Source organism: Clostridium gasigenes (assembly GCF_900104115.1).
In the GTDB taxonomy this organism is placed as follows: Bacteria; Bacillota; Clostridia; order Clostridiales; family Clostridiaceae; genus Clostridium; species Clostridium gasigenes.
On the sequence record NZ_FNJM01000020.1, the window covers coordinates 1 to 22,326 of the forward strand.

25 protein-coding genes are annotated in these 22,326 nt (G+C 28.7%); 23 read left to right on the forward strand and 2 right to left on the reverse strand.

The features are described 5' to 3' along the window. From BLS77_RS18055 to BLS77_RS18125, 15 genes are all read left to right on the forward strand, one after another. Window positions 1-180 (forward strand): IS3 family transposase (locus tag BLS77_RS18055; RefSeq protein ID WP_139164872.1); only part of this gene is annotated, 180 nt, incomplete at its 5' end. Window positions 181-570: 390 nt separating this feature from the next. Continuing rightward, window positions 571-1,278: a response regulator transcription factor gene (locus tag BLS77_RS18060; protein WP_089973287.1), complete on the forward strand. Its 708-nt coding sequence runs from the start codon at window positions 571-573 to the stop codon at window positions 1,276-1,278. Between the two features lie 92 nt (window positions 1,279-1,370). Continuing rightward, the gene (locus BLS77_RS18065; RefSeq protein WP_089973291.1) at window positions 1,371-2,294 is read left to right on the forward strand and encodes an ATP-binding cassette domain-containing protein; all 924 of its coding nucleotides are present in this window, start codon (window positions 1,371-1,373) and stop codon (window positions 2,292-2,294) included. Beyond that, the gene (locus BLS77_RS18070; protein ID WP_089973296.1) at window positions 2,287-3,033 is read left to right on the forward strand and encodes an ABC transporter permease; all 747 of its coding nucleotides are present in this window, start codon (window positions 2,287-2,289) and stop codon (window positions 3,031-3,033) included. The genes BLS77_RS18065 and BLS77_RS18070 overlap by 8 nt, the downstream gene beginning before the upstream one ends. A gap of 81 nt (window positions 3,034-3,114) precedes the next feature. Next, window positions 3,115-4,023: a sensor histidine kinase gene (locus BLS77_RS18075; RefSeq protein ID WP_089973299.1), complete on the forward strand. Its 909-nt coding sequence runs from the start codon at window positions 3,115-3,117 to the stop codon at window positions 4,021-4,023. Window positions 4,024-4,331: 308 nt separating this feature from the next. Next, window positions 4,332-4,886 carry an RNA polymerase sigma factor gene (locus BLS77_RS18080; protein WP_089973303.1) on the forward strand — a complete coding sequence of 185 codons (555 nt, stop codon included), beginning with the start codon at window positions 4,332-4,334 and terminating at the stop codon, window positions 4,884-4,886. Beyond that, window positions 4,887-6,245 carry a DUF4179 domain-containing protein gene (locus BLS77_RS18085; RefSeq protein WP_089973305.1) on the forward strand — a complete coding sequence of 453 codons (1,359 nt, stop codon included), beginning with the start codon at window positions 4,887-4,889 and terminating at the stop codon, window positions 6,243-6,245. A gap of 194 nt (window positions 6,246-6,439) precedes the next feature. After that, the gene (locus BLS77_RS18090) at window positions 6,440-6,973 is read left to right on the forward strand and encodes an RNA polymerase sigma factor (RefSeq protein ID WP_089973308.1); all 534 of its coding nucleotides are present in this window, start codon (window positions 6,440-6,442) and stop codon (window positions 6,971-6,973) included. 12 nt (window positions 6,974-6,985) lie between these two features. Continuing rightward, window positions 6,986-8,329 carry a DUF4179 domain-containing protein gene (locus BLS77_RS18095; RefSeq protein WP_089973311.1) on the forward strand — a complete coding sequence of 448 codons (1,344 nt, stop codon included), beginning with the start codon at window positions 6,986-6,988 and terminating at the stop codon, window positions 8,327-8,329. 299 nt (window positions 8,330-8,628) lie between these two features. After that, window positions 8,629-8,907 (forward strand): undecaprenyl phosphate translocase family protein, encoded by a 279-nt coding sequence (locus BLS77_RS18100; protein ID WP_089973313.1) that lies wholly within the window; start codon window positions 8,629-8,631, stop codon window positions 8,905-8,907. Between the two features lie 123 nt (window positions 8,908-9,030). Further along, a complete protein-coding gene (locus BLS77_RS18105) occupies window positions 9,031-9,828 on the forward strand; it encodes a DUF368 domain-containing protein (RefSeq protein ID WP_089973315.1) in 798 nt (265 codons plus the stop codon). Window positions 9,829-10,246: 418 nt separating this feature from the next. After that, window positions 10,247-11,338 (forward strand): Gfo/Idh/MocA family protein, encoded by a 1,092-nt coding sequence (locus BLS77_RS18110; protein ID WP_089973317.1) that lies wholly within the window; start codon window positions 10,247-10,249, stop codon window positions 11,336-11,338. Window positions 11,339-11,471: 133 nt separating this feature from the next. Then, window positions 11,472-12,392: a sugar phosphate isomerase/epimerase family protein gene (locus BLS77_RS18115; protein WP_089973319.1), complete on the forward strand. Its 921-nt coding sequence runs from the start codon at window positions 11,472-11,474 to the stop codon at window positions 12,390-12,392. A 77-nt stretch (window positions 12,393-12,469) separates the two neighbouring features. Further along, window positions 12,470-13,498 carry a Gfo/Idh/MocA family protein gene (locus BLS77_RS18120; protein WP_089973322.1) on the forward strand — a complete coding sequence of 343 codons (1,029 nt, stop codon included), beginning with the start codon at window positions 12,470-12,472 and terminating at the stop codon, window positions 13,496-13,498. Window positions 13,499-13,655: 157 nt separating this feature from the next. After that, the gene (locus BLS77_RS18125; protein ID WP_089973324.1) at window positions 13,656-14,507 is read left to right on the forward strand and encodes an AraC family transcriptional regulator; all 852 of its coding nucleotides are present in this window, start codon (window positions 13,656-13,658) and stop codon (window positions 14,505-14,507) included. On the opposite strand, the gene BLS77_RS18130 is transcribed toward BLS77_RS18125, so the two are convergent. Continuing rightward, window positions 14,457-14,873 carry an HTH domain-containing protein gene (locus tag BLS77_RS18130; RefSeq protein ID WP_089973326.1) on the reverse strand — a complete coding sequence of 139 codons (417 nt, stop codon included), beginning with the start codon at window positions 14,871-14,873 and terminating at the stop codon, window positions 14,457-14,459. The two genes, BLS77_RS18125 and BLS77_RS18130, sit on opposite strands and share 51 nt — an antisense overlap. Before the next feature lie 376 nt (window positions 14,874-15,249). On the opposite strand from BLS77_RS18130, the gene BLS77_RS18135 reads away from it, so the two are divergent. The 4 genes from BLS77_RS18135 (at window position 15,250) to BLS77_RS18150 (ending at window position 17,558) form a co-directional block, all read left to right on the forward strand. Continuing rightward, the gene (locus BLS77_RS18135; RefSeq protein WP_089973329.1) at window positions 15,250-16,044 is read left to right on the forward strand and encodes a J domain-containing protein; all 795 of its coding nucleotides are present in this window, start codon (window positions 15,250-15,252) and stop codon (window positions 16,042-16,044) included. 467 nt (window positions 16,045-16,511) lie between these two features. Next, window positions 16,512-16,844: a PadR family transcriptional regulator gene (locus BLS77_RS18140; protein WP_089973331.1), complete on the forward strand. Its 333-nt coding sequence runs from the start codon at window positions 16,512-16,514 to the stop codon at window positions 16,842-16,844. Continuing rightward, window positions 16,837-17,190: a DUF1048 domain-containing protein gene (locus tag BLS77_RS18145; protein WP_089973334.1), complete on the forward strand. Its 354-nt coding sequence runs from the start codon at window positions 16,837-16,839 to the stop codon at window positions 17,188-17,190. Before BLS77_RS18140 ends, BLS77_RS18145 begins: the two co-directional genes overlap by 8 nt. 2 nt (window positions 17,191-17,192) lie before the next feature. Then, on the forward strand, window positions 17,193-17,558 hold the full coding sequence (locus tag BLS77_RS18150; protein WP_089973336.1) for a DUF1048 domain-containing protein: 366 nt from the start codon (window positions 17,193-17,195) through the stop codon (window positions 17,556-17,558). A 338-nt stretch (window positions 17,559-17,896) separates the two neighbouring features. On the opposite strand, the gene BLS77_RS18155 is transcribed toward BLS77_RS18150, so the two are convergent. Further along, window positions 17,897-18,193, reverse strand: coding sequence for a YciI family protein (locus tag BLS77_RS18155; protein WP_089973339.1), 297 nt, complete (start codon window positions 18,191-18,193; stop codon window positions 17,897-17,899). A 288-nt stretch (window positions 18,194-18,481) separates the two neighbouring features. On the opposite strand from BLS77_RS18155, the gene BLS77_RS18160 reads away from it, so the two are divergent. The 4 genes from BLS77_RS18160 (at window position 18,482) to BLS77_RS18175 (ending at window position 22,297) form a co-directional block, all read left to right on the forward strand. Then, on the forward strand, window positions 18,482-19,567 hold the full coding sequence (locus BLS77_RS18160) for an ABC transporter permease (protein WP_089973342.1): 1,086 nt from the start codon (window positions 18,482-18,484) through the stop codon (window positions 19,565-19,567). Further along, entirely contained in the window at window positions 19,567-20,250 is a 684-nt protein-coding gene (locus BLS77_RS18165; RefSeq protein ID WP_089973344.1) for an ABC transporter ATP-binding protein, read from the forward strand. The genes BLS77_RS18160 and BLS77_RS18165 overlap by 1 nt, the downstream gene beginning before the upstream one ends. Window positions 20,251-20,537: 287 nt before the next feature. Beyond that, window positions 20,538-21,212: a response regulator transcription factor gene (locus BLS77_RS18170; protein WP_089973347.1), complete on the forward strand. Its 675-nt coding sequence runs from the start codon at window positions 20,538-20,540 to the stop codon at window positions 21,210-21,212. After that, the gene (locus tag BLS77_RS18175; protein WP_175490916.1) at window positions 21,209-22,297 is read left to right on the forward strand and encodes a HAMP domain-containing sensor histidine kinase; all 1,089 of its coding nucleotides are present in this window, start codon (window positions 21,209-21,211) and stop codon (window positions 22,295-22,297) included. Before BLS77_RS18170 ends, BLS77_RS18175 begins: the two co-directional genes overlap by 4 nt. The last annotated feature ends 29 nt before the right edge of the window (window positions 22,298-22,326 follow it).

Consider the following 22,326-nt stretch of genomic DNA (forward strand, 5'->3'; position numbering starts at 1 on the left):
GGACATATGAAAGATGAAATTCACCTTGGAAAATGCAACACATTTAATCTACTGAAACAAGAAACAGATAATTATATTGATTATTATAATAACAATAGATATCAATGGAATTTGGCCAAGCTATCACCAAATAAATACTACGAATATCTAGAAACCGGTGAATATCCGATTAAAATCTAGCTAAAGTAATTTTATATATTAATATAATTTAAAGCACTGGTAAATACCTACAAACGGTATAATACCAGTGCTTTCTTGTCATACATCTTCCATAAAAAATATTCCAATTCATTTTTTAGGCGTTTTTTTCTAACTGTCCTTGACATAGGGACCACTTTAATAGAAACTTTATTGCAGTTTTTTGTTTATAAAAATAAGTTTAAGGAAATAATTAAGAGAAAGTTATTTTATACAGTGAGGTGAAATAATGACTACACCTAAGAGGTCGTGGTATGAAGGTGCATCATATAAATAAAATTATTAAAACCATTAAAATATGGAAAAGATCCGTTTAATTTTGAAACACCTTTCTTTTGAGTATGGTAAAATATACTAAAGGAAGTGTTGGATATGTGTAATAATAGGGAAAATATAAATATATTAGTAGTTGAAGATGATTCTGATATAAACAACTTGCTTTGTAAAATCCTAACAAAGGAAGGCTATAATGTTAGACAAGCTTATTCGGGCTCAGAAGGTAAAATGTGTCTTGAACATTATGATTTTCATCTTGTTTTACTTGACTTAATGCTGCCAGGTGTAACTGGAGAAGAACTTATAGAAAAGATAAGGGCTTTTAAAACTATGCCAATAATAGTAATATCAGCAAAGGCAATGCAAAATACAAAGATAGAAGTTTTAAGGTTAGGTGCAGATGATTTTATAGCCAAGCCTTTTGATCCACAAGAGGTTTTAGCTAGGATTGAGGCACAATTAAGAAGATATATGGTGTTTTCAAAGAATATTAATAAAAATAAGATATTAAAATATAAGAACTTAGTTTTTGACAAAGAGCTTTTACAAGCAACAGTTAAAGGGATCACTTTAAATCTTACAGCTATTGAATTATCCATATTAGAAGTATTTATAAGTTATCCGAGCAAAGTATTTACAAAGGCTAATTTATTTAAAGTCGTGTGGAAGACTGAATTTTTAGGTGATGATAATACAGTTAATGTACATGTAAGTAATTTACGTTCTAAGGTAGCTAAGTTAGATAAAGAGAATGAATATATTCATACTGTATGGGGGATTGGATATAAGCTAAGTGGTGACTAATCTTAAGGAATTCTTAAGGGATTTCTTATAGTATCTTACATATTTTCATTTAATATATGAGTGTAGAGAAAATTCAGGGGAGGGGTATTTAAGTGGAGAGCATAGTATTAAAAACTAAAGGGTTAACTAAAAAATATGGGAAAAATACTGTTGTAAATAGTGTGAATTTACAAATCAAAAAGGGCAGTATATATGGACTTGTAGGTAAAAATGGAGCAGGTAAAACAACTATACTTAGAATGATAGGTGGGTTAACAGTACCTTCAGGCGGAGATATGGAGCTTTTTGGTGAAAGTTCTAAGGAGGGGTTGAATAAGTCAAGATCTAGAATAGGGTGCATTATAGAAACACCAAGTTTTTATCCATATTTATCAGCAAGGAAAAATTTAGAATATTACAGAATACAAAGAGGCATAGTTGAAAAGGATTGTGTGGAACAAGTATTAAAGATAGTTGCTCTTGAAAAAGTTGGAACTAAGAAATTCAAAAACTTTTCACTGGGTATGAAACAAAGGCTTGGCTTAGCACTTGCTATAATGATGAGCCCAGATTTATTAATTTTAGATGAGCCTATAAATGGTCTTGATCCTTCAGGAATAATAGAATTAAGAGAAATACTTTTAAGACTTAATAGAGAAAAAAATACTACAATAGTTATTTCAAGTCATATATTAAGTGAGCTAGAGCATATAGCAACAGAATATGGATTTATAAATAATGGTGAATTTTTAGAACAAGTATCTGCAAAGGAGTTAAATGAAAAATGCAAGCATTATTTATCTGTAAAAGTAAATGATACAAAAAAAGCAGTTGTTGCTCTTGAAAAAAATTTAGATGTTAAAGAATATGAAGTTTTAAATGATAATGAAATTACAATTTATGATAAGGTAGATGTACCAGAAAAAGTAGCGGAAATTTTAATAAAGAATGATATTCTCCTATATTCACTAAATCAAAATAACATAACTTTAGAGGATTATTTTATGAAGTTAATAGGAGGAGAGAAGAATGATTAATTATATAAAAGCAGAACTTTATAGAAACTTTAATAGAAAATACTTATGGATAGCTACAGTAATTATTAGCATATTAGCTATACTTGGTAATGTAGCGCTTTTAAAAGTGAAAACTGATATGGATATTGAAACTTCAAATAAAGCATTAGCTATGTTATTCAATATGGTTCTTACAATGCCAATATTTATAGTTGTTTTTTTTGTAGATTGTGTTACAGCAGAAGAAAATAAATTTGATACTGTTAAAAACGTTATAACTTTTGGATTATCTAGGACAAAATTAGTTTTAGGAAAGATAATAACAAGTACTTTAATAGCTATTATAGTAGCTATTGTTGCAATATCCGTATTTATTATTTCTTACGCAACTTTAATAGGTTTAAATGATGAAATGTTAGTAAAGTTTTATGACTTATTAAGAAATATATTGGTAGTAATGCCATTATGGATTGCTTCTATATGTATGGCGACTAGTATTTCTATTGTAGTTAAAAATAGCAATGTTTTTATTATGATATATCTAGGAATAATTTCATTAGATGGATTAGTGGTTAAAATATTAGCGACATTTGTTTGGAGCAAGCTTAGTATTTTAAATGATATTCTTATCGGTTATAAAATAGAAGAGATTATAATTGGTCAAGCTGAGCCATTAAGTGCAATTGTCTTAGGTGTTATATATATTGTGTTGTTTACAACATTATCTGTAGTTTTTATTAATAAAAAAGAAATTAATTAAGGAATAGTAAAATAAATAAAAAGACAAGAATTCTAACTTGGTATTTATTTGGAGATTACTAAACAATGGAGGGGAATATTTATGCAAGGAATTATTATTATTTTGTTACTAGTTATTATAGGTATATTTATTGCCCTTTATATTTTTTATACTAGTGAACTTAAAAATATAAATACTCAGTTAAAAAAAATAAACGAAACAAAAACTAACTCGAAAATATTATTAACAAGTTCAAATAAGGAGCTTAGAAAGCTTATAATAGAAGTAAATAAAAATATAGAAGAAAACCAAAAGAGCGAAGCTATTTATAAAAGGCTAGATTTAGGAATAAGGCAGTCTATAGCTAATATTTCTCATGATTTAAGAACTCCGTTAACATCTGTAATGGGGTATATTCATTTAATAGAAGATGAAAACTTAGAAAAAGAGGAACGTAGTGAATATTTAGATGTGATAAAAAATAGAACTAGAGATTTAGAAGAACTTATAACTAGCTTTTATGATTTATCTAGGTTAGAAGGTAAGGAATATAAGTTTGAAATGACTTTTATAAATATAAATAATATAATGTGCGAGGTTTTAGGTAGTTTTTATAAGGATTTATTAAAGTCTAATATAAAATCAATAGTAGAGGTAGAAGAAACTCCTTATTTTATAATAGGTGATAATATAGCTATTAAAAGAGTTATATCAAACTTAGTACAAAATATTATTAAATATGGAGAAGGCGATGTAATTTTTTCATTAAAGAGAAATGGAGATTATATAGTAACTATTTTTGAAAATAAAGCAGAAAAAATTACAAAGGAAGATGTAGAAAAACTATTTGAAAGATTTTTCACAGCTGATAGATCTAGAACAGGAAAAAGTACAGGACTGGGGCTTGCTATAACAAAAGAGTTAGTTAATCAGATGGGGCACGAAATAAAGGCTGAGCTAATAGGTGATAGGCTTAGAACAACAATAACTTGGAAAATGCAAAAATATTGAACTTGAATTAGAGAAAGCTACGATGAAATTTTATTTTTCAAAGTAGCTTTTTCTTTATTATATAGTTTTATTGTTGGCAATTATGCTTATTACTGGGTCTATTATATAATAAGATGAAGATGCTTTTAGTGAATCAATTATCTCGTAGTATAGCTTTATACTATGAAATTTTTCAATTAGAAAACTTTGTTCGAAGACTGAAAAAGTATATTATATATTTAGATGAATTTTAAATATATAACAAAAAAATATATTAAGGGAACTTTTTAGCATAGATATTTATCATAATAGTGTAGGGGGGTGAAAGGATGAGTATTGGTACTAAAGTTTTAAACTTTTATAGCTATAATAAATGCAAAATAGAAGAAGATACAATTAAGAAAATAGATAAGACCGAATTTATTAAGCTCATTGAAGAGAATAAATTACCATTATATAGACTTGCAAAGAGTATAGTTAAAAATGAACATGATGTACAAGATGTGGTTAATGAAGCTATAGTAAAAGCTTATGAGAATTTGGAGAGGCTTAAAAGTAGAGAAAGTTTCAAATCATGGCTTATGAGAATTCTTGTTAATGAATGTTATACACTATTAAATAGAAAAAAGAAAATTAAACTTGAAGAAAATATGGCTGTTTATAATATATGTTATAAAGAAAGTGATTCATATGAACTTATGTGTGAGATTGAAAAATTAAAATTAGAATTTCGAACTGTTTTGATACTTTTTTATTATGAAGATATGAGTATAAAGTCCATAAGTGAAGTATTAAGCATTTCTCAGGGGACAGTGAAATCTAGATTAAGTAGGGCTAAAGCTAAACTTAAGACTATATTAGAAGAAAGTGAGGGTGGAATATAAATGGATGATTTTGATAAGTTAGTTAAATCTAAAATAAAAAATGAAAAATGGAAAACATCAATAGCTTTTGATAATACAATAAAGACTTCATTAGATGGGTTAGAAAATAGAAAAATAAAAAGGATTACGCCCCGTAAGATAATAGCTATAGTAGCTATGATTACTGTTGTTAATGTTACAACAGTTTTTGCAATGACACCCCAGGGAAAAGAGATGATAAAAGGGGTTGTTGAGTTTTTTAATGGACAATATGGGCAAGAATATATATCAAATAAGGATAATTTCGATAAATTTAATAAAGAAAAAGGTATTACAGTAGAAGATAAGGGTATAAAGGTAACACTTGATAATGTTGCAGTTGATGATAATTTCTTAAATACTTTTTATACAATAGAAAGTACAGAACCTATAAAAAAAGTTGAAGAAGATACTGGTTGGACAGCTTTATTTACATCACCGTTTTTAAGATTAACTATAAATGGTGATGAGAAGTATATGGGAAATAATAACGATAACGATGCATATTTTCAGTCTGACAAAGTATTAAAAATAATGCAAAGAGAGAATATTTCTCAAGTTAATCTTAATGATACTTTTGATTTGAGAATAACTTGTGATGAAATATTTGGTGAGAAGGGCAACTGGACGATAGATACTAAGGTAAGTAAGAAAGATGCTAAAGTAGAAACTATTTCAGTTAATCCTAATAAGAAAGCAACTATTAACCTAAGTGATTTTAAGCATGATATAAATATCGAAAAGGTTACATTATCACCTTTTGGAAATCAAATAGTTATATCAGAAGAAACTTCTGAAGATAGATTTTTTCACAGCTTTGCATTATATGATGATAAGGGAAATTCACTAGATGTAATTAATACTGATTTACAGGGAAGCTCTTCTGGGAAGGTTACAAATTCTTATGAATTTATAAAGGCAAATAAAGATATGCAGTATGTTACATTAGTACCTATAGAGTGGGAAGATAAACAGCAAGAAAAAGATAAACTTAAAAGTGATTTAAATAGTTTTCCAGTGATTTTAAATGTAAGTGAAAATGGAAAATTAATAATTCAAGATATACAATTGGAAAATAATGAATTAAAGGTAGCCTATAAAAAGGAAGGCGTAGTAGTTAGTGACGCAATGTTTTCTTTTTATGATGAAGATGGAAAGGATATTGATTTTGGTCAAGGATATGCAAATAGTAAAGTTGATAGACAAAATGGTATATATACTGAAACACTTAAATTTACAAATGAGAACATAGATATTTCTAAGATTAAGAAAATAGGTGTCTATGATCAAGATGATTATAAACTACTTAAAAATCAAGCAATAAAAATTGATTTAAAATAAGTGTAAAATGTATATTGGAAATGTTAAAATGGATATTAAAGAACTTAATAAATGCAGAATAGCCTATTATTTGAAATAAGAGGCTATTTTTTATGGGGAAAATTAGTTTATATTAGGAATCTATACATTTTATAATTACTAGGGAACATTTAGGGGGATACAGATATCTAATAGAGAAGAAAGGGGGAGGGCAATTGGAGTTAATACAATTTTCAAGTAAAAGTATATTTAAAAAGAAGAGTAATATTAAGTTAGCTAAAGCCGGTGATAATCAAGCATTTGAGGTTTTAATTAATGAGCAGTTAACAGCTTTATATAGAGTTGGAAGAGGTATTTTAAAAAGTGAAGAAGACATAGAAGATGCAATTCAAAACACTATATTAACAGCTTTTGATAAGTTGAAATACTTAAGAGAAGATAAGTATTTTAAAACTTGGCTAATAAGAATATTAATAAACGAATGTAATAAGATTTATAATTATAACAAACGAGATGTTATAGAAATTGGAGAGGAATCTTACACCGTAGATAAATCAGAAAATATGGATTTGTATGATGCAATAAGTAAGCTTTCTGATGAATTTAAAGTTGCTACAATATTATATTATTTTGAGGATTTAACATATAAAGAAATATCTAAAGTACTAGAAGTTGCAGAAGGGACTGTTAAATCAAGGTTATTTAGAAGTAGAGAAAAATTATATGGAATTCTTAAGGATAAAAGTTAGAGGGGGGATATTATGAATAAAGATTTTGATAAAGAGCTTAAAGAAATGGCTAGTAAATCTAAAGTGAGAGAAAGTGACAAATTAAAGGAAAGTGTTTCCAAGACTTGTAAAAACTTAAAAAGAAAGAAGAAGCCAGTTAGAAAATGGATTGCAACAGTAGCAGCATCCATAGCTTGTGTATTAGCACTAGGAATATGTTTTCCTACCTATGCCGAAAATATTCCGGTGATAAAACAAGCAATAAACTTTTTAAATGGTAGATTTGAATTAGATGGATACGAGAGTAATTCAACTGAAGTTATATATTCTGTGAAGGCTGGAGAATATACAGTAAACATAGAAGATGTATATTATGATGGAATAGAAATTTCGGTATTTTATAATATTACTGGAGAAAATCCGTTAGATAAATCAAGTAAATATTGGTTAGATGCAGATATAGAATTTGATGAATCTATATTAGTAGGAGTTGAGTTAGGTGGTGGGTCAGGCGATGGAGCTCTTATCAATGATAATACTTATGCAGGTATGGCTACATTTTATTTGGATCCTTATAATGGCGGTGTGATACCAGAAGTGTTTGATGCGATGCTTTATATAAATAATATCAAGAGAATCAATGTAAATAAAGATTCAAATCCGACAAGCGTAGTAGTTGAGTCTGAACCTATGGTATTAGCTTTAGATAGTAGTAATATTATAATTAATGAATATGCTATAAATAAAGAAATAGCATTTGAAGATGTTAAAATTAATATAAATAGTGCCAAAAAGTCTCCAACTGGGTTATTTCTTAATAGACCAGGAATAACAACAATGCCAGTAAATCATAATTTAGATTATATTTTATGGGATAGTAAAAAAGGAGAATTAGAATCCATAGCTAATCACTTTGAAGAAGATGGAACTTTGACAATGCAATATAGATTGCCAAGTGAAGATGGAGATGTATCTATTATTCCATATGTGAATTCTGCTTATGAAGGCTTTGACATTGCGTCATATAGAACTGAAAATCATTTGCTTGAAAATGGTAAAAAATATGATTTTGGAGATTATGGAACTACAGAAATAAGAGATATAGTTCATGAGGGTAATGAAACATTAATGAAAGTTAGAACAACAGGATATCAATCAAGAGCGTACTTTCATTTAATTAGTGATAAAGAATATAGCTACTTTAAACCTGCATATGAGAAAGATAAAAAAGTATTAGGAATTTTAGATATGGAAGTAACGTATGTATTTGATAAGCTAGATCCTAATGAAAGCTATTATATAAGAGTTCCTGTGGATGATGAAAAAACAGATTTTAAAGTTTTAACAGATGACATAATAAAGTTAGAACTTAATTAAGACTATTTAGGCATATCCAAATAAATAACAGACCAGTGTTCTTGCGTCTCTCGAACTATACTGCGTCAGTAATATAAATTCCGTATCAGAACAAGCTGACGACTCAAAAGGCCCCCTGGGTACGCCAAGCAAGGGTGTAACAGATAATGAAAGAGTAGCTTTTATTATTACTATATAGCAGGTGGAAATCCGCACGTACGGTTCTATGAAGGGCTAGGCAAGTAATTGCCTAGCCTATTTACCGAGAAAGTGATTGCCAGGGCAAGCACTTTCTAACATTAAACTTTAGTGCATTACCAATGCTTATTGTTTTTGGTCTTGGAGTGTTAACAGGAATTGACTGCACAATAAGAATTATTAAATATTTCTTAGAAAAGAATAGATCAGAAATAATATATCTAATATTTGGACTTATGATTGGCTCAGTATATGCAATAGTAAGGGGACCAACAAGTTTAGAGGCATCATTAAAACCAATGAGTTTATGCAGTTTTAGTGTAATGTACTTTATAGCTGGTGGAGTTTTTATATTTTCACTAGAGAAAATAAAGACAATATTAGAAAAGAAGGAAAGTTAGATTAAAAAATTTTAATGTAATTATAATGATATATATATGAAAAAGAAGAGGTATGGATATATAATAAGGTTAACAAATAAATGGAGTGATTTAAATAATATTGTTTATAGGAGAGACGTAAGGATGAATTTTTTAAAGAACTTTTTAAAAGGGGTAGCAATTAGTATATCTCAAATTGTTCCTGGAGTTAGTGGTGGAACTATTGCTATAATTCTTGGAATATATGATAAGCTGCTTCACGCAGTTAATAATATTTTAAAAGATTTTAAAAATCAATATAAGATATTGATGGAAGTTGGTATAGGTGTAGTAGTAGGTATAGTTTTATTTAGTAACATAGTTAAGAATTTATTTGATAAATATCCTATACAAATTGGATATTTATTTATAGGTGTTATTTTAGGTGGAGCACCTTTGATGTTTAGAAAAGCAACAGTAAAAGGGTTTAATAAAAGTAGTGTTTTATATTTAATAGTAGGTGTAATAATTGTATTACTAATGGGAAAACCAAGTAATGATGCATCAGATATTATAACATCATTAAGTATAGTTAATTTTATATGGCTATTTGTTGGTGGAGTTGTAGTTGCAGTAGCATTAATTTTACCAGGAATAAGTGGTTCTTTTATGTTACTTATTTTAGGATTATACAACACAGTTATGACAGCAGTTGTAGATCGTAATATTATAATTTTAATACCATTGTTATTTGGAGCACTAGTTGGTACTTTAGCTACAGCAAGAATAATTGAAATGCTATTGCAAAAGTTTCCAGAGCAAAGTTATATCTTAATATTTGGATTTATATTAGGGTCAGTTATTTCTGTTTTTCCAGGATACCATGGATTTAGTAGTGTAGTAGGTATAATACTTGGAATTATAGGATTTACATTTACATACTATATAAGTAAAAATGAATAGTTGATTTTTAAAATTACGTAAAATATAGAAACCTCACAAGTATAGGTTTATACTTGTGAGGTTTTTTTTCTGATTTATGTTAAGATATCCAACTTCCTAAAGAATATAAGAAGTTCGGTCATTTATTCTGAAAAACATAAAAAACCACTTATTCTAATGTAAAATTGGTTTGAAGAACAAACTCAACATAAGTAAGGTGGTTTATATTAAAAAATGCAATCTAACTGTCCGTAAGTCAGGTGAAATAGCAATATATGAGAATAAGTAAGCAATTATTGGGGAGTATTTAATAAAGTTTTACTATAGAATAGTACTTGTAGATACTTAAAAAACTAAATTAATTATTAAAAACGAGGGGAGTGAGAAGGCATTGTTTTAAAACAATAATATTATTGGAGTTTTAAAATAAGCTTAATTTATGGAAAGAAAAGTTAGCGTTGGGATTATAGGTTGTGGTGGAATCGCAGGGGGAAAACATCTGCCTTCATTAGCTAAGGTTAAGGAAGTTGAAATAGTAGCTTTTTGTGACCTCGAAATTGAAAAAGCTGAAAAATCAGCTAAAGAATATGGAATAGAAAATGCAAAGGTCTATATAAATTATAAAGAATTGTTAGCAGATAAAACAATTGAAGTAATTCATGTATGTACACCAAATAGATCACATAGTATCATATCAATAGATGCACTTGAAGCTGGAAAACATGTTATGTGCGAAAAGCCAATGGCAAAGACTTCAGAAGAAGGTAGACAAATGATTGAAGCGGCTAAGCGCACGGGGAAGAAACTTACTATTGGATATCAAAATCGTTTTAGAGTAGATTCATTATATCTTCATAAAGCATGCGAAAATGGAGACCTTGGAGAAATATATTTTGCTAAAGGACACGCTATAAGAAGAAGAGCTGTTCCAACTTGGGGTGTGTTTTTAAATGAATTTGAGCAAGGTGGCGGACCGTTAATAGATATTGGAACTCATGCATTAGATTTAACATTATGGATGATGAATAATCATAAGCCAAAGTATGTTGTAGGTAATGTTTATCATAAGCTTGGACAAAAAGAGAGTGCAGCAAATGCATGGGGAGCATGGGATTCTAAGAAATTCACTGTAGAAGATTCAGCTTTTGGCTTTATTACAATGGAAAATGGAGCTACAGTAACTCTTGAATCTAGCTGGGCATTAAATTCTCTTGATGTTGATGAAGCTAAAACAACTCTTTGTGGAACTGAAGGCGGAGCAGATATGAAAGGTGGATTAACTTTAAATGGAGAGAAGTATGGTAGATTATACGAATCAAAAATTAATATAGAAGCTGGTGGAGTTGATTTTTATGAAGGTGAATCATCTAATCCAGGGGAAGCTGAAGCGAAATCATGGATAAATTGTGTAATAAATGATACAGAGCCAGTAGTTAAACCAGAAGAAGCGTTAGTTGTGACTGAAATATTAGAAGCAATTTATGAGTCATCTAGAATAGGGAAACCAGTGTTTTTAAAGGAATCTAAGTAAAGTCAATAAATAATAAAGTATAAAGTAAATTATAAAGTAAATTATAAAGTAAATTATTAAAGTAAGTCATTATAAATAATAAAGTGAAAAAATAATTGGAGTTTTAATTATATTAGAAGTGGAGGAAATTAATATGTATTTAGGGTATTTAACAGGTTGTCTTGGGGCTATGCCATTAAAGGAAAAGGCTGAAATAGCAAGGGATTATGGGTTTAAAGCATTAGAAATTGCTTGTTGGCCAAGAAATAATGCAAGAGATTATTCAGGAAGTGATATAGATGTAGCTAATCTTACACAAGGGGAAGCTAATGAAATAAAAGCATATTTTAATGAATATGGGTTAAAGATTACATCACTAGCTTATTATGATAATAATTTAGATTGTGATTTAGAAAGAAGAACATATGTAAATAATCATTTTAAAAAATGTGTTGATGCAGCAGTAATGTTAGAAGTGCCAGCAGTTGGAACTTTTGTTGGAAGAAATGTAAATAAAAATATTGAAGAAAATTTTGTTGAGTTTGAAGAAGTATTTACAGAATTAGTTGGGTATGCAGAAGAAAAAGGAATAAAGGTAGTTATTGAAAATTGTGATATGAATGGATGGCATAGGAAAGGTGAGCCAGGAACTATTACTTTTACACCAGAATTATGGAGAGAAATGTTTAGAAGAGTTCCAAATAAAAACTTTGGGCTTAACTATGATCCATCACATTTACATCATCTGCTAATTGATTATATAGCTCCAATTAATGAATTTAAGGATAGAATATTCCATACTCATGCTAAAGATACAGAAATATTTGAGGATAAATTAAAGATGTATGGAAAGTGGGATAAACAATTAAGCACTACAGAAGGTTCAGGGTATTGGAGATATAGAATGCCAGGTCTTGGGGATATAAACTGGAGGGGATTCATAGAAAAGCTTAAAGAAGTTGGATATGAGGGTGTTCTTAGTATAGAGCATGAGGATCCAGTTTATGAAGGGACTGATGAGAAGGTAAAAGAAGGATTAAAGCTTGGTATTGAATATTTAGGTAAATTAATATAATAGATATTAATAAATATAAAATAAACTATAAGGCAGATATTAGTATATATGCCTTATAGTAAAATGAGGTGTAAAAGATGAAAAAAATTGAAGTGGCAATTATAGGATGCGGGAATATATTTGCAATGCATGGTCAATCTATAAAAGAAATTGCAAATGCTGAAATAGTAGCTGTTTGTGATATAAATGAAGAAAGGGCTAAGGAAAAAGCGATTCAATATAACTGCAATTATTATGTTGATTATAAAGAGATGCTTGAAAAAGAAAAAATAGATGTAATTCATATTTGTTTACCACATTATCTTCATGCAGAAGTTGCAATATATGCTTCGAATTTAGGAAAACATGTTTTAACAGAAAAACCTATGTCTATTTCTATTGAAGACGGTGAAAATATGGTTAAAGCAGCTAAAGATAACAATGTTACATTAGGTGTTATATTCCAAAATAGATATAATGCAGGATCAGTTCTTATAAAAGAAACTCTAAAGTCAGGATTACTTGGCATAATTAAGGCAGGAAAACTTGAGGTAACATGGGACCGTTCAGATGAGTATTATACTAAAAGTGATTGGAAGGGTACATGGGATAAAGAAGGTGGCGGAGTAATTATAGACCAAGCTATTCATACTATGGATTTAATGAGATGGTTTGTTGATGATGAAATAGAGTATATTAATGCTAATATAAGTAATAGAACTCATGAAGTAATTGAAGTTGAAGATAGTGCAGAGGGTGTTATAAAATATAAAAATGGAGCAATTACAGCTTTCCATGCAATAAATTATTATACTTATGATGCTCCGGTTAAAATTGAAATTCATTGTGAAAATGGGTTAATAAATATGATAGGAGATAGAGCACACATTAAATTTAATGATGGAAAAGAGCTGATTGCAGATAATGATCCAAATGAAACTTTTGACTATGGTAATGGGGTAAAAGGATATTGGGGGACTAGCCATAAAAAGCAAATAAATAACTTTTATAATGCTCTTGAAAAAGGGATACAACCTCATATAAATGGAGAGGAAGCATTGAAAACTCAAAAAATGATATGTAGCATATATGATTCAGGTAAAAAAGGTGTAGTTATTAAGTTTTAATTAAATATAGGATTGTATTTAATCCATAAGTTATATCAAAATAGATATAGTGGTAATTTTGATTATCACTATATCTATTTTATTATGTTAATAATTTTGTTATAATTGGTAATAGTGTTAAATTAATGCTCAGGAATACTTATAATTGGAGGGAATTATGAACGGATATCATGAAAAAACAGTTCTAGAACAGGATTTTCCTTTTAGATTATTCTTTAACGATGGTTATGTAATTACACCACATCATTGGCATGAGGATATTGAAATTATATATTTAATTGAGGGTGATGTTAAAGCTGGTGTAAATAACGAGTTATATAATTTGAAGAAAGACGATATTCTTATTATTCCACCAGGAGGAGTCCACTACTTTTTAAAAGAAATGGACTATAGTGAAAGAGCGGTTATACAATTTAGAATGTCTATATATGATACGTTTCTAACCGGGAATAAGGATAGGGTAGCTATAAAGCCAATGTTCAATAAATGCAGATTTTTATCTGAAGGTGATGAATTTTATGAATTAATGAGAAATGAAATAAAGAGTATTATTAAAGAATATGAGCAGAAAGATAATGGGTATAAGATATTTCTAAAGGCGAGATTATATGATTTAGCAGGTATTTTAATGAGATATATGCCAAAAGATTGTGAAGACATAAATTACGATAAACAAAAAGAACGACTTGGTAAGCTTGATAATGTTATGCGATATGTAGAAAAAAATTATAGTGATAAGATAGTGTTAGATGAAATCGCTAATGTAGCTGGATTTAGTAAATTTCACTTTGCAAGATTCTTTAAAGAAAATACAGGAATGACATTTATTGATTATTTGAATAGCTTTAGAATATCTATGGCAGAATGGACGCTTATAAATGAGGACTGCTCTATTACAGAGGTATCATTTAAAACAGGATTCAATAGTATAAAGACATTTAATAGAGTATTTAAACAGTTAAAAGGATGTACCCCTATGGAGTACAGAAAAATAGTTGATAAAATATAATGCATAGTAAAATTGTTTTAGATACCTAACTTGATGTTTGAGACGTGTAATTTGTTCATCAGGCGTCAAAGGGTTTGTAGCTAAACGTCCAGAAATTTCCTTCCTTAAATCACTAAAACCTTCTTGTCGTTTTCCCATACTCAAAAATCGGCGAGATAAATTATCAACTCGCTGTTTGCCTAAAGCCTTAACATCAAATCCTGCATTCCGTAGTATTTCTAATGGCATTTTCCCGGTATTATATTCAGAAACATAATACTTCTTAAATTCATCTGTATAAGTAATAGATTTATTACTAGCTTTATTAACAAATGGATTTAGTGATAAATCTTTCAATTGTTCATCTGTAAAATAGTTTCTTCCCATACCTACAATCCTCCTTTGAAATATTTTACAATAAAAAAAGACGCTATAAAATAGAGACAGTTAAATAAATGTTTAGCACTTTTTTTCTAACTGTCCATTCTATAGGTACCATTTTAAAACTTTATTGCAGTTTCTTTTTTGTTGAAAATTAATTTGGTAGCAAGTTCCTATCAGATAATCTAACGACTCAAAAATATACCTAGGTGGTAAGATAGTTGTAGTAGGAGATAAAACGTGTTATTCTCAAATTAGATAAAAGTAAGTTCTTTGATTTATATACATTAGATATTGCCCATTAATTGTTTGTTTATACTTATAAAATAGTTTGGTATAATAAAGAATAATATAGAAAAACAAATAATGGAGACGATAAAATATGGATTATTATAATATATTAGGTGTGAAAGAAAATGCATCAAAGGAACAAATAAAATCAGCCTATGAAAATAAGGTTAAAAAAATTAAAGAGGAAGTACCAAATGAGAAAAGATCTAAATTATTTATAAAGGCATTTGATGAAGCTTATGAAGCTTTAATGAAATTAGAAGCAAGTGGACAAGTAAAGCAAAGTCCAATAAGTACTATAGAAGTAGATGAAAATAGAACAGTGATTATTAAACCACAAGAAATACAACAAGAAAAACAAAAACAAAGAAGTGTTAGTAGTGGAAGTGTGAACTCAGAAACTAAAAAAAAATCTACAAGAAAAAGTAGTAATACTAGTAGCCAGAAGAAATCAAATAGTAAAAAAGACTATTCAGAAGATGAAGATAAAGAAAAGAAGAACAAAGAAAGAAGAAATGAAAAAAAAAATAAACAAAGAGTAGCTAGAGAAAGTGAAAATAGTACAGCTAGTACAATAATGAAGATACTTATATTGCCATTAAAGATATTAGCATTACCTATAATAGCTATATTATCAGTAATAATATTATTATGTAAAATGATAAATATAGTTTCATGGATAGCATCTAAAGTTATTATAGTTGGAGCTATAGGGATAGGCGCTATACATTTATATCAAATAAATCTTGGACAAGTAATGGATGAAAAATTATTATTCGCTGTAGTTGTAGCAGTAATAGTGTCATTCTTCTTACCTAGTATTTTAAGAGTTGTACCAAAAGTATTAGAAAGCTTAAATGATGTATTAAAGGATTTAGTTTTTTAATATTCAATAGAGGTTAGTAATATATTATCAAAGCTTGATATGTTTCCTAATGGGTTTAAATATGAACCTTTTGATGAACAAATAGAAGTTATATGCCTAAGTGAACTGTAATAGAGATAAACTTTATTGCAGTTTTTTATTTTAGTTAAAGTAGTTATAAAAGAAGCTTTAAGTGGTGATTGATGCTGTTGTTTAATATATTTAAATTATACTATCAAAAAAGTAATAAACATTATCTTTCATATAGACATGATGTAAAGACAATCTATACAAGATTAATTGATGGTAGCTATACAAAGGGAAACATAACATCCGCAGTATAGTTTTAAAATTATTTTAAAACATATATCTAGAGGGGGTAAAAGTATTGTTTTTAATATTGACATCACCACTACTAAGTGATACTGTATAGTGGTAGTAAGTAATACGGAATACCTGTATTACTAGATAATGAAGAGGTGATTCAATTGGATAATATTACAGAAATGCTAAAAGGTGTACTGGAAGGCTGTGTTCTTGAAATTATCAGCCATGAAGAAATATATGGTTACGAGATTACTAGGAGGCTTAATGCGCTAGGGTTCTCGGATGTCGTAGATGGGACAGTTTATACCATTTTGGTGAGACTTGAGAAAAACAAGCTTGTGGAAACTACGAAAAAGCCATCAGATATGGGACCACCACGAAAGTTTTTCGCGCTCAATGATGCTGGACATGAAGCATTAAGTAAGTTCTGGGAAAAATGGGGGTTTGTTGCGGCAAAAATCAACCAATTAAAGGAGGAGAGAAACTATGTTTGATTATATTATAAAATTGGTAATAGGCGATGTGGAAGAGAAGCGAGAATATAAACAAATGATGAAGAGGGTTGATTCCCTACCGAAAGAGTATAAGTTTGCATTTGGTAAAATCCAACATTATATGTATAGCATTGGACCCCTTAATGGTGACATGATAATATTTACTGACTTAGTGGATTTATTTGAATCAAGCGCGGCAGAGGGCAGACAGGTTCTTGAGGTTATAGGCAGTGATGTGGGCAAGTTTTGTGATGAGTTTATGCAAGCGTCAATTACAAATACTGAAACGCTACGAGAAAAACTAAATAAAGAGGTTGCAGAAAAATTTAACAAAGAGGGGAGATAACAATGCTTAAGCTTATTAAAAAAATGATTAGGGACAAAAAAGAGTATAGGGAGCAAATGGCAAGGGTAGAAGCGCTGCCAGAAGACTATAGGTTCGTATTTAGTAAAATTCATGAATACATGTGGAGTTTAGCGGGCGGAGACGGCTCTGATATGTTGAAAGCTCAGCAAGAATTAATAGAGTTTTTTGAAGATAGCGCAGCCAATGGCAAGCATGTTCTGGAAGTGACTGGCGAAGATGTTGTTGGCTTTTGTGATGAGTTTTTAAGCGACACGAAGAAATGGACAGATAACTTTCGTGAAAAATTAAACCGTGACATGATTAATAAATTAGGAAAAAAAATCATCCATATTAGAGCCAGTAACTGAATGCATATGTTATGAATTTGCTAGGGAAATGGGAATAGAGTGTACAGAATATACTTTAGTCTAATAATTCTACTAGATTAATAAAAATAGATAGATTTGACTAAGATAAATATAATATGGAGGGATAAAAATTTTGAAAAGATGTATCATGATTTTTCCGAAGGTTGAAAATATAAAGAAGATTGATGTATATGATAATCCTGGAGAAAACTCAAATGCTTCTACAATGAGTTTATAGGCTCTTAAATTATGAACATTTTAGGGGGAACTAATAGTTTCCTTAAAATGTTCATAATTTTTTTTATATTTTTAGCTATTCATTCAAGTTTACCAATGAATTATTTTTTAAACCATTCACTAGCTGTTGGCTGAATGAAATGAGCTTCGAATTCTATAACACGATAGTCTTGTGTACCAGAAATTTTAAGTGGGTCAGCAGACAGATAAGCTTCAACTTCTTCAATTGAGTTACCTTTCATAATAGATAGGCCACCACTAAAATCTCCTTTAAGTCCTGAAACTAGTATTAAACCTGCATTTGCTGCTTTTTGAGAATAAGCTATATGCTCATTCATAGTAGTTTCATCTATTGAATCTGAATTTTTTAATGTACCTTCAATAACAAAATATTTCATTTTTATTATCCTCCTTTATATGTAATATATTTTAATATATTATATCATATTATGTTGGCATTTTATGAGAAATATAGAAGCATGTCAAAAAGAAACTTTTATTAGATTGAGTTATATATGAAAGGAACATTAATGAATTTGAAATATTTTTTATTTGTAAGATGATTTATGAAAATATGATTATTTTATATGAGAAAGAATGTTTTTTTGATTGGTCATATTGAGGTCACATAACTGATGTATATTTATAAGGAACAAAAGAAAATACATAAGTAAGGAGAAAAAAGTATGTTTTTAGCAATGAAAGATTTAAAGTACAATAAATCAAAATATTCTTTAGTGGTATCTATGTTGATATTATTAACCTTTATGGTTTTATTTTTATCAGGACTAGCAAATGGATTATCTTTAGCAACTAGTGCATCTATTAAAAATGCAGAAGCAAATCATTATATAATAAGTGATGATGCTGATTCAATTATTACTAGATCAACATTAACAGAAAAGCAATTTAAAGAAGTTAATGATATGACAAGTAGTGAGGTAACACCAATCAATTTAATGAGAATGAATATGTACAAGAAAGATTCTCAAAAAAAGTTAGATGTTACTTATTTAGCCGTAGATAAAGAGAGTTTCATGATGCCATCAATAATTGATGGAAGTGAAATATCAGATGAGGAAAATACCATCCTATTAAATAATTCTTTCTTAGAGGAAGAAATATCTATAGGAGATACTATAATAGACTCAGGCTCTGGTATTGAAATGAAAGTTACAGGATTTGTGAAAGATGAAATGTTTGGACATTCTTCCGTAGGTATTATGTCTTTAAACACATTTAAAAATATAAGAACACAAATTAATAAAAATTATGAAATAGTTTATAATGCCATTGCTATTAAGGGAGAGGATATAGCAAATATTGAGATAGCAAATACACAAGTTCTATCAAAAGATACTATTATAAAAAATATACCAGGATATGCAGAGGAACAGATGTCTATTAATATGATTTTATGGGTGCTTTTAGTAGTTTCTGCAGTTATTTTAGGAGTATTCTTCTATATTATTACAACTCAAAAATTAACGGAATTTGGTGTAATGAAGGCATTAGGAATGGAGATGAAAACACTAGCTGCAATGATTATTAGCCAAGTGCTTATATTAGCAGGTGGAAGTATGTTGCTTGGCAATATTTTAACATTTACTATGTCAACTTTCTTACCAAGTAGTATGCCATTTTCGCTACAGGTAGAATCAGCAGTGATAATTTCAATAGCCTTTTTAATAATTTCTATATTAGTTAGTTTGGTTTCTTTAAGAACTGTTGGAAGGGTAGATCCATTAATGACAATTGGAGGACATGAATAATGACAAAATATGCATTACAATTAAATAATGTTTCAAAAGTATATCAAGATGGAGAAAATGAAAATACTGTATTAGATAATATATCATTAAAAGTAAAACCAGGAGAATTTGTAGCTATTGTTGGGCCATCTGGTTCAGGTAAAAGTACAATGTTATCTATTGCAGGTGCATTACTTTCAAATACAAAAGGTGAAGTAATAATTGGAGATACATTGCTTGATAACAATAAGAAAAACTGGAACCTTGTGAGAAGAGAAAAAATTGGATTTATTTTTCAATCTCATCAACTAATACCTTATTTAAATGTAGGGGATCAGTTAAATCTAATAGCTAAAATTTCTAAAAAGAAAAATAAAAAGGAATTTGAAGTATATGCAGATGAGCTATTAGAAGATTTAGGATTATTAGATAGTAAAAATAAATATCCGAATAAATTATCAGGTGGAGAAAAACAACGTGTTGCAATTGCAAGAGCCTTTATGAATCAGCCAGATGTTATTTTAGCAGACGAGCCAACAGCAAGTTTAGATGGAGCTCGAGGTAGACAAGTGGTGGAGATGATTAGAAAAGAGGTTAAGAAGCGAAATAAGGCTGCAATCATGGTAACTCATGATGAAAGAATATTAGATTTGGTAGATATTATTTATAGAATAGAGAATGGTAAAATTCAGGTGTGTAAATAATAACACATATCAAAGGTATTTTAAGGAAGATTTATAGAAAACAATTTTAATTAAAGATAAAAAACTATTATAAATAAGTGAAAATCAGGTTGTTGCACAGCTAGAGTTAATTGTGTAACAGCCCTTTTTATTATTACCTAGAAATTTAAAGAAATACTATAGCAAGTACAATAGAATTAGTGAAAAGAAAGTTGAAGTAGTATATAATTATAAAAAATGTAGTTATGAAGAAGAAAAGAATTATTAATTATACAATAAAGATTTATAAATAGAAAAGGAGTAGCTAAATGGTATCAATACTAGTGGTAGAAGATAATAAAAATCTAAGAATATTAATGTCTGATAGATTAGAAATGGAAGGATATAAGATTTTTCAATCTGAAAATGGAGAAAAGGCACTTGAAGTATTAGAAAGTAATAAAATAGATTTATTGATAACCGATATTATGATGCCAACTATGGATGGCTATGAGTTAATAGATATATTAAGAAAATCAGGATATAATGTGCCTGTATTAATGGTAACAGCAAAGGATAGCTTTGAAGATAAAGAGATGGGATTTAGATTAGGTACAGATGATTATATGGTAAAGCCAATTAACATAAATGAAATGATATTAAGAGTTTCAGCTCTATTAAGACGTGCCCAAATAATAAATGAAAATATATTGAAAATTGGAGATATAATATTGAATTCTGACACATTAACAGTAGATACAGGAGAAGAGGTTTATGAACTTCCTAAAAAAGAATTCTATTTATTATATAAGCTATTAAGTTATCCTAAAAAGATATTTACTCGTCAACAATTATTAGATGATATTTGGGGAATGGACACAGAAGTGGATGAAAGAACCGTAGATTCACATATTAAAAAGCTTCGCAGAAAATTTAGTGAGAGAGAAGAATTTAAAATAGTAACTATTAGGGGATTAGGATATAAAGTGGAGAGGTATGTATGATAAATAAGTTTAAAAAATCTATAAGAGCTAAGTTTACATTGACTTTTATTGGAATTCTTTCTTTTTCTTGTATTGCGTCATTTGGATTAATGTATTTATTTCAAAGTGATTTTATGAAGTCTATTATATCAGATATTAGTTCGAATTATACAAATGAACAAGTTAATCAAATACATCAAAGGTCAATATTGATTATGAGTACCTTGATTATATGTGTATTTATTGGATCTATATTAATGTTTTTTGCAACAAAGACTATATCAAAACCTATAAAATATATAAGTAATATAACAAAGGAAGTATCAAAGGGTAATTTTGATATATCCATAGATTATGAAAGCACGGATGAAATAGGAACATTAGCTAAAAATTTCAATCTAATGATAGTTGAATTGAAAAATATAGAGTATCTACGTAAGGATTTTATAAGTAATGTATCCCATGAATTTAAGACTCCAATCTCATCTATTCAGGGCTTTGTAGAAATGATAAAAAACAAAGATTTACCAGAAGAGAAAAGAGATGCATATATAGATATAATCATTGAAGAAACAGAGCGGTTAAGCAATTTGTCCTCTAACATGCTTAGAATATCTAGATTAGATAATCAAAGTATTCCAAACAAAATAACAGAATTCTCTTTAGATGAGAAAATTAGAAAAGTTATATTATTATTAGAAGATAGATGGGATAAAAAGAATTTAGAGTTAGATATAAATTTAGAAAGTGTAATGTTTAAAGGTGATGAAGATTTAATAGAGCAGGTATGGATAAATCTAATAGAAAATGCAATTAAATTTTCTGAAGATGGAGGGAAAATATCTGTAGAATTAAAAAATTTGGAAGAGGATGTAGTTGTAAAAGTTTCAGACACTGGTATAGGAATATCTGAAGAAAGTAAAGAAAGAGTATTTGAAAGATTTTATCAAGGAGAAACATCCCACTCTAAGGTGGGTAATGGTTTGGGGTTAGCAATTGTAAAGAGAATAATAGAGATATGCAGGGGAGAAATTGAGATAGAAAGTTGTGTAGGGAAGGGGACTATATTTATTATTAGGTTGCCTAAATATTTTGATGGCGAGTGATTTTTTAGCAGATAGTGAGTAATCATTAT

Excerpts from the sequence above, each read along its gene's own strand:
- BLS77_RS18105 (WP_089973315.1), top strand. The coding sequence starts at position 9,031 with ATGAATTTTTTAAAGAACTTTTTAAAAGGGGTAGCAATTAGTATATCT.
- BLS77_RS18165 (WP_089973344.1), top strand. The coding sequence starts at position 19,567 with ATGACAAAATATGCATTACAATTAAATAATGTTTCAAAAGTATATCAA.
- BLS77_RS18175 (WP_175490916.1), top strand. The coding sequence starts at position 21,209 with ATGATAAATAAGTTTAAAAAATCTATAAGAGCTAAGTTTACATTGACT.
- BLS77_RS18115 (WP_089973319.1), top strand. The coding sequence starts at position 11,472 with ATGTATTTAGGGTATTTAACAGGTTGTCTTGGGGCTATGCCATTAAAG.
- BLS77_RS18070 (WP_089973296.1), top strand. The coding sequence starts at position 2,287 with ATGATTAATTATATAAAAGCAGAACTTTATAGAAACTTTAATAGAAAA.
- BLS77_RS18120 (WP_089973322.1), top strand. The coding sequence starts at position 12,470 with ATGAAAAAAATTGAAGTGGCAATTATAGGATGCGGGAATATATTTGCA.
- BLS77_RS18155 (WP_089973339.1), bottom strand. The coding sequence starts at position 18,193 with ATGAAATATTTTGTTATTGAAGGTACATTAAAAAATTCAGATTCAATA.
- BLS77_RS18075 (WP_089973299.1), top strand. The coding sequence starts at position 3,115 with ATGCAAGGAATTATTATTATTTTGTTACTAGTTATTATAGGTATATTT.
- BLS77_RS18150 (WP_089973336.1), top strand. The coding sequence starts at position 17,193 with ATGCTTAAGCTTATTAAAAAAATGATTAGGGACAAAAAAGAGTATAGG.
- BLS77_RS18110 (WP_089973317.1), top strand. The coding sequence starts at position 10,247 with ATGGAAAGAAAAGTTAGCGTTGGGATTATAGGTTGTGGTGGAATCGCA.
- BLS77_RS18170 (WP_089973347.1), top strand. The coding sequence starts at position 20,538 with ATGGTATCAATACTAGTGGTAGAAGATAATAAAAATCTAAGAATATTA.
- BLS77_RS18060 (WP_089973287.1), top strand. The coding sequence starts at position 571 with ATGTGTAATAATAGGGAAAATATAAATATATTAGTAGTTGAAGATGAT.
- BLS77_RS18100 (WP_089973313.1), top strand. The coding sequence starts at position 8,629 with ATGCTTATTGTTTTTGGTCTTGGAGTGTTAACAGGAATTGACTGCACA.
- BLS77_RS18145 (WP_089973334.1), top strand. The coding sequence starts at position 16,837 with ATGTTTGATTATATTATAAAATTGGTAATAGGCGATGTGGAAGAGAAG.
- BLS77_RS18125 (WP_089973324.1), top strand. The coding sequence starts at position 13,656 with ATGAACGGATATCATGAAAAAACAGTTCTAGAACAGGATTTTCCTTTT.
- BLS77_RS18080 (WP_089973303.1), top strand. The coding sequence starts at position 4,332 with ATGAGTATTGGTACTAAAGTTTTAAACTTTTATAGCTATAATAAATGC.
- BLS77_RS18135 (WP_089973329.1), top strand. The coding sequence starts at position 15,250 with ATGGATTATTATAATATATTAGGTGTGAAAGAAAATGCATCAAAGGAA.
- BLS77_RS18085 (WP_089973305.1), top strand. The coding sequence starts at position 4,887 with ATGGATGATTTTGATAAGTTAGTTAAATCTAAAATAAAAAATGAAAAA.
- BLS77_RS18130 (WP_089973326.1), bottom strand. The coding sequence starts at position 14,873 with ATGGGAAGAAACTATTTTACAGATGAACAATTGAAAGATTTATCACTA.
- BLS77_RS18160 (WP_089973342.1), top strand. The coding sequence starts at position 18,482 with ATGTTTTTAGCAATGAAAGATTTAAAGTACAATAAATCAAAATATTCT.
- BLS77_RS18095 (WP_089973311.1), top strand. The coding sequence starts at position 6,986 with ATGAATAAAGATTTTGATAAAGAGCTTAAAGAAATGGCTAGTAAATCT.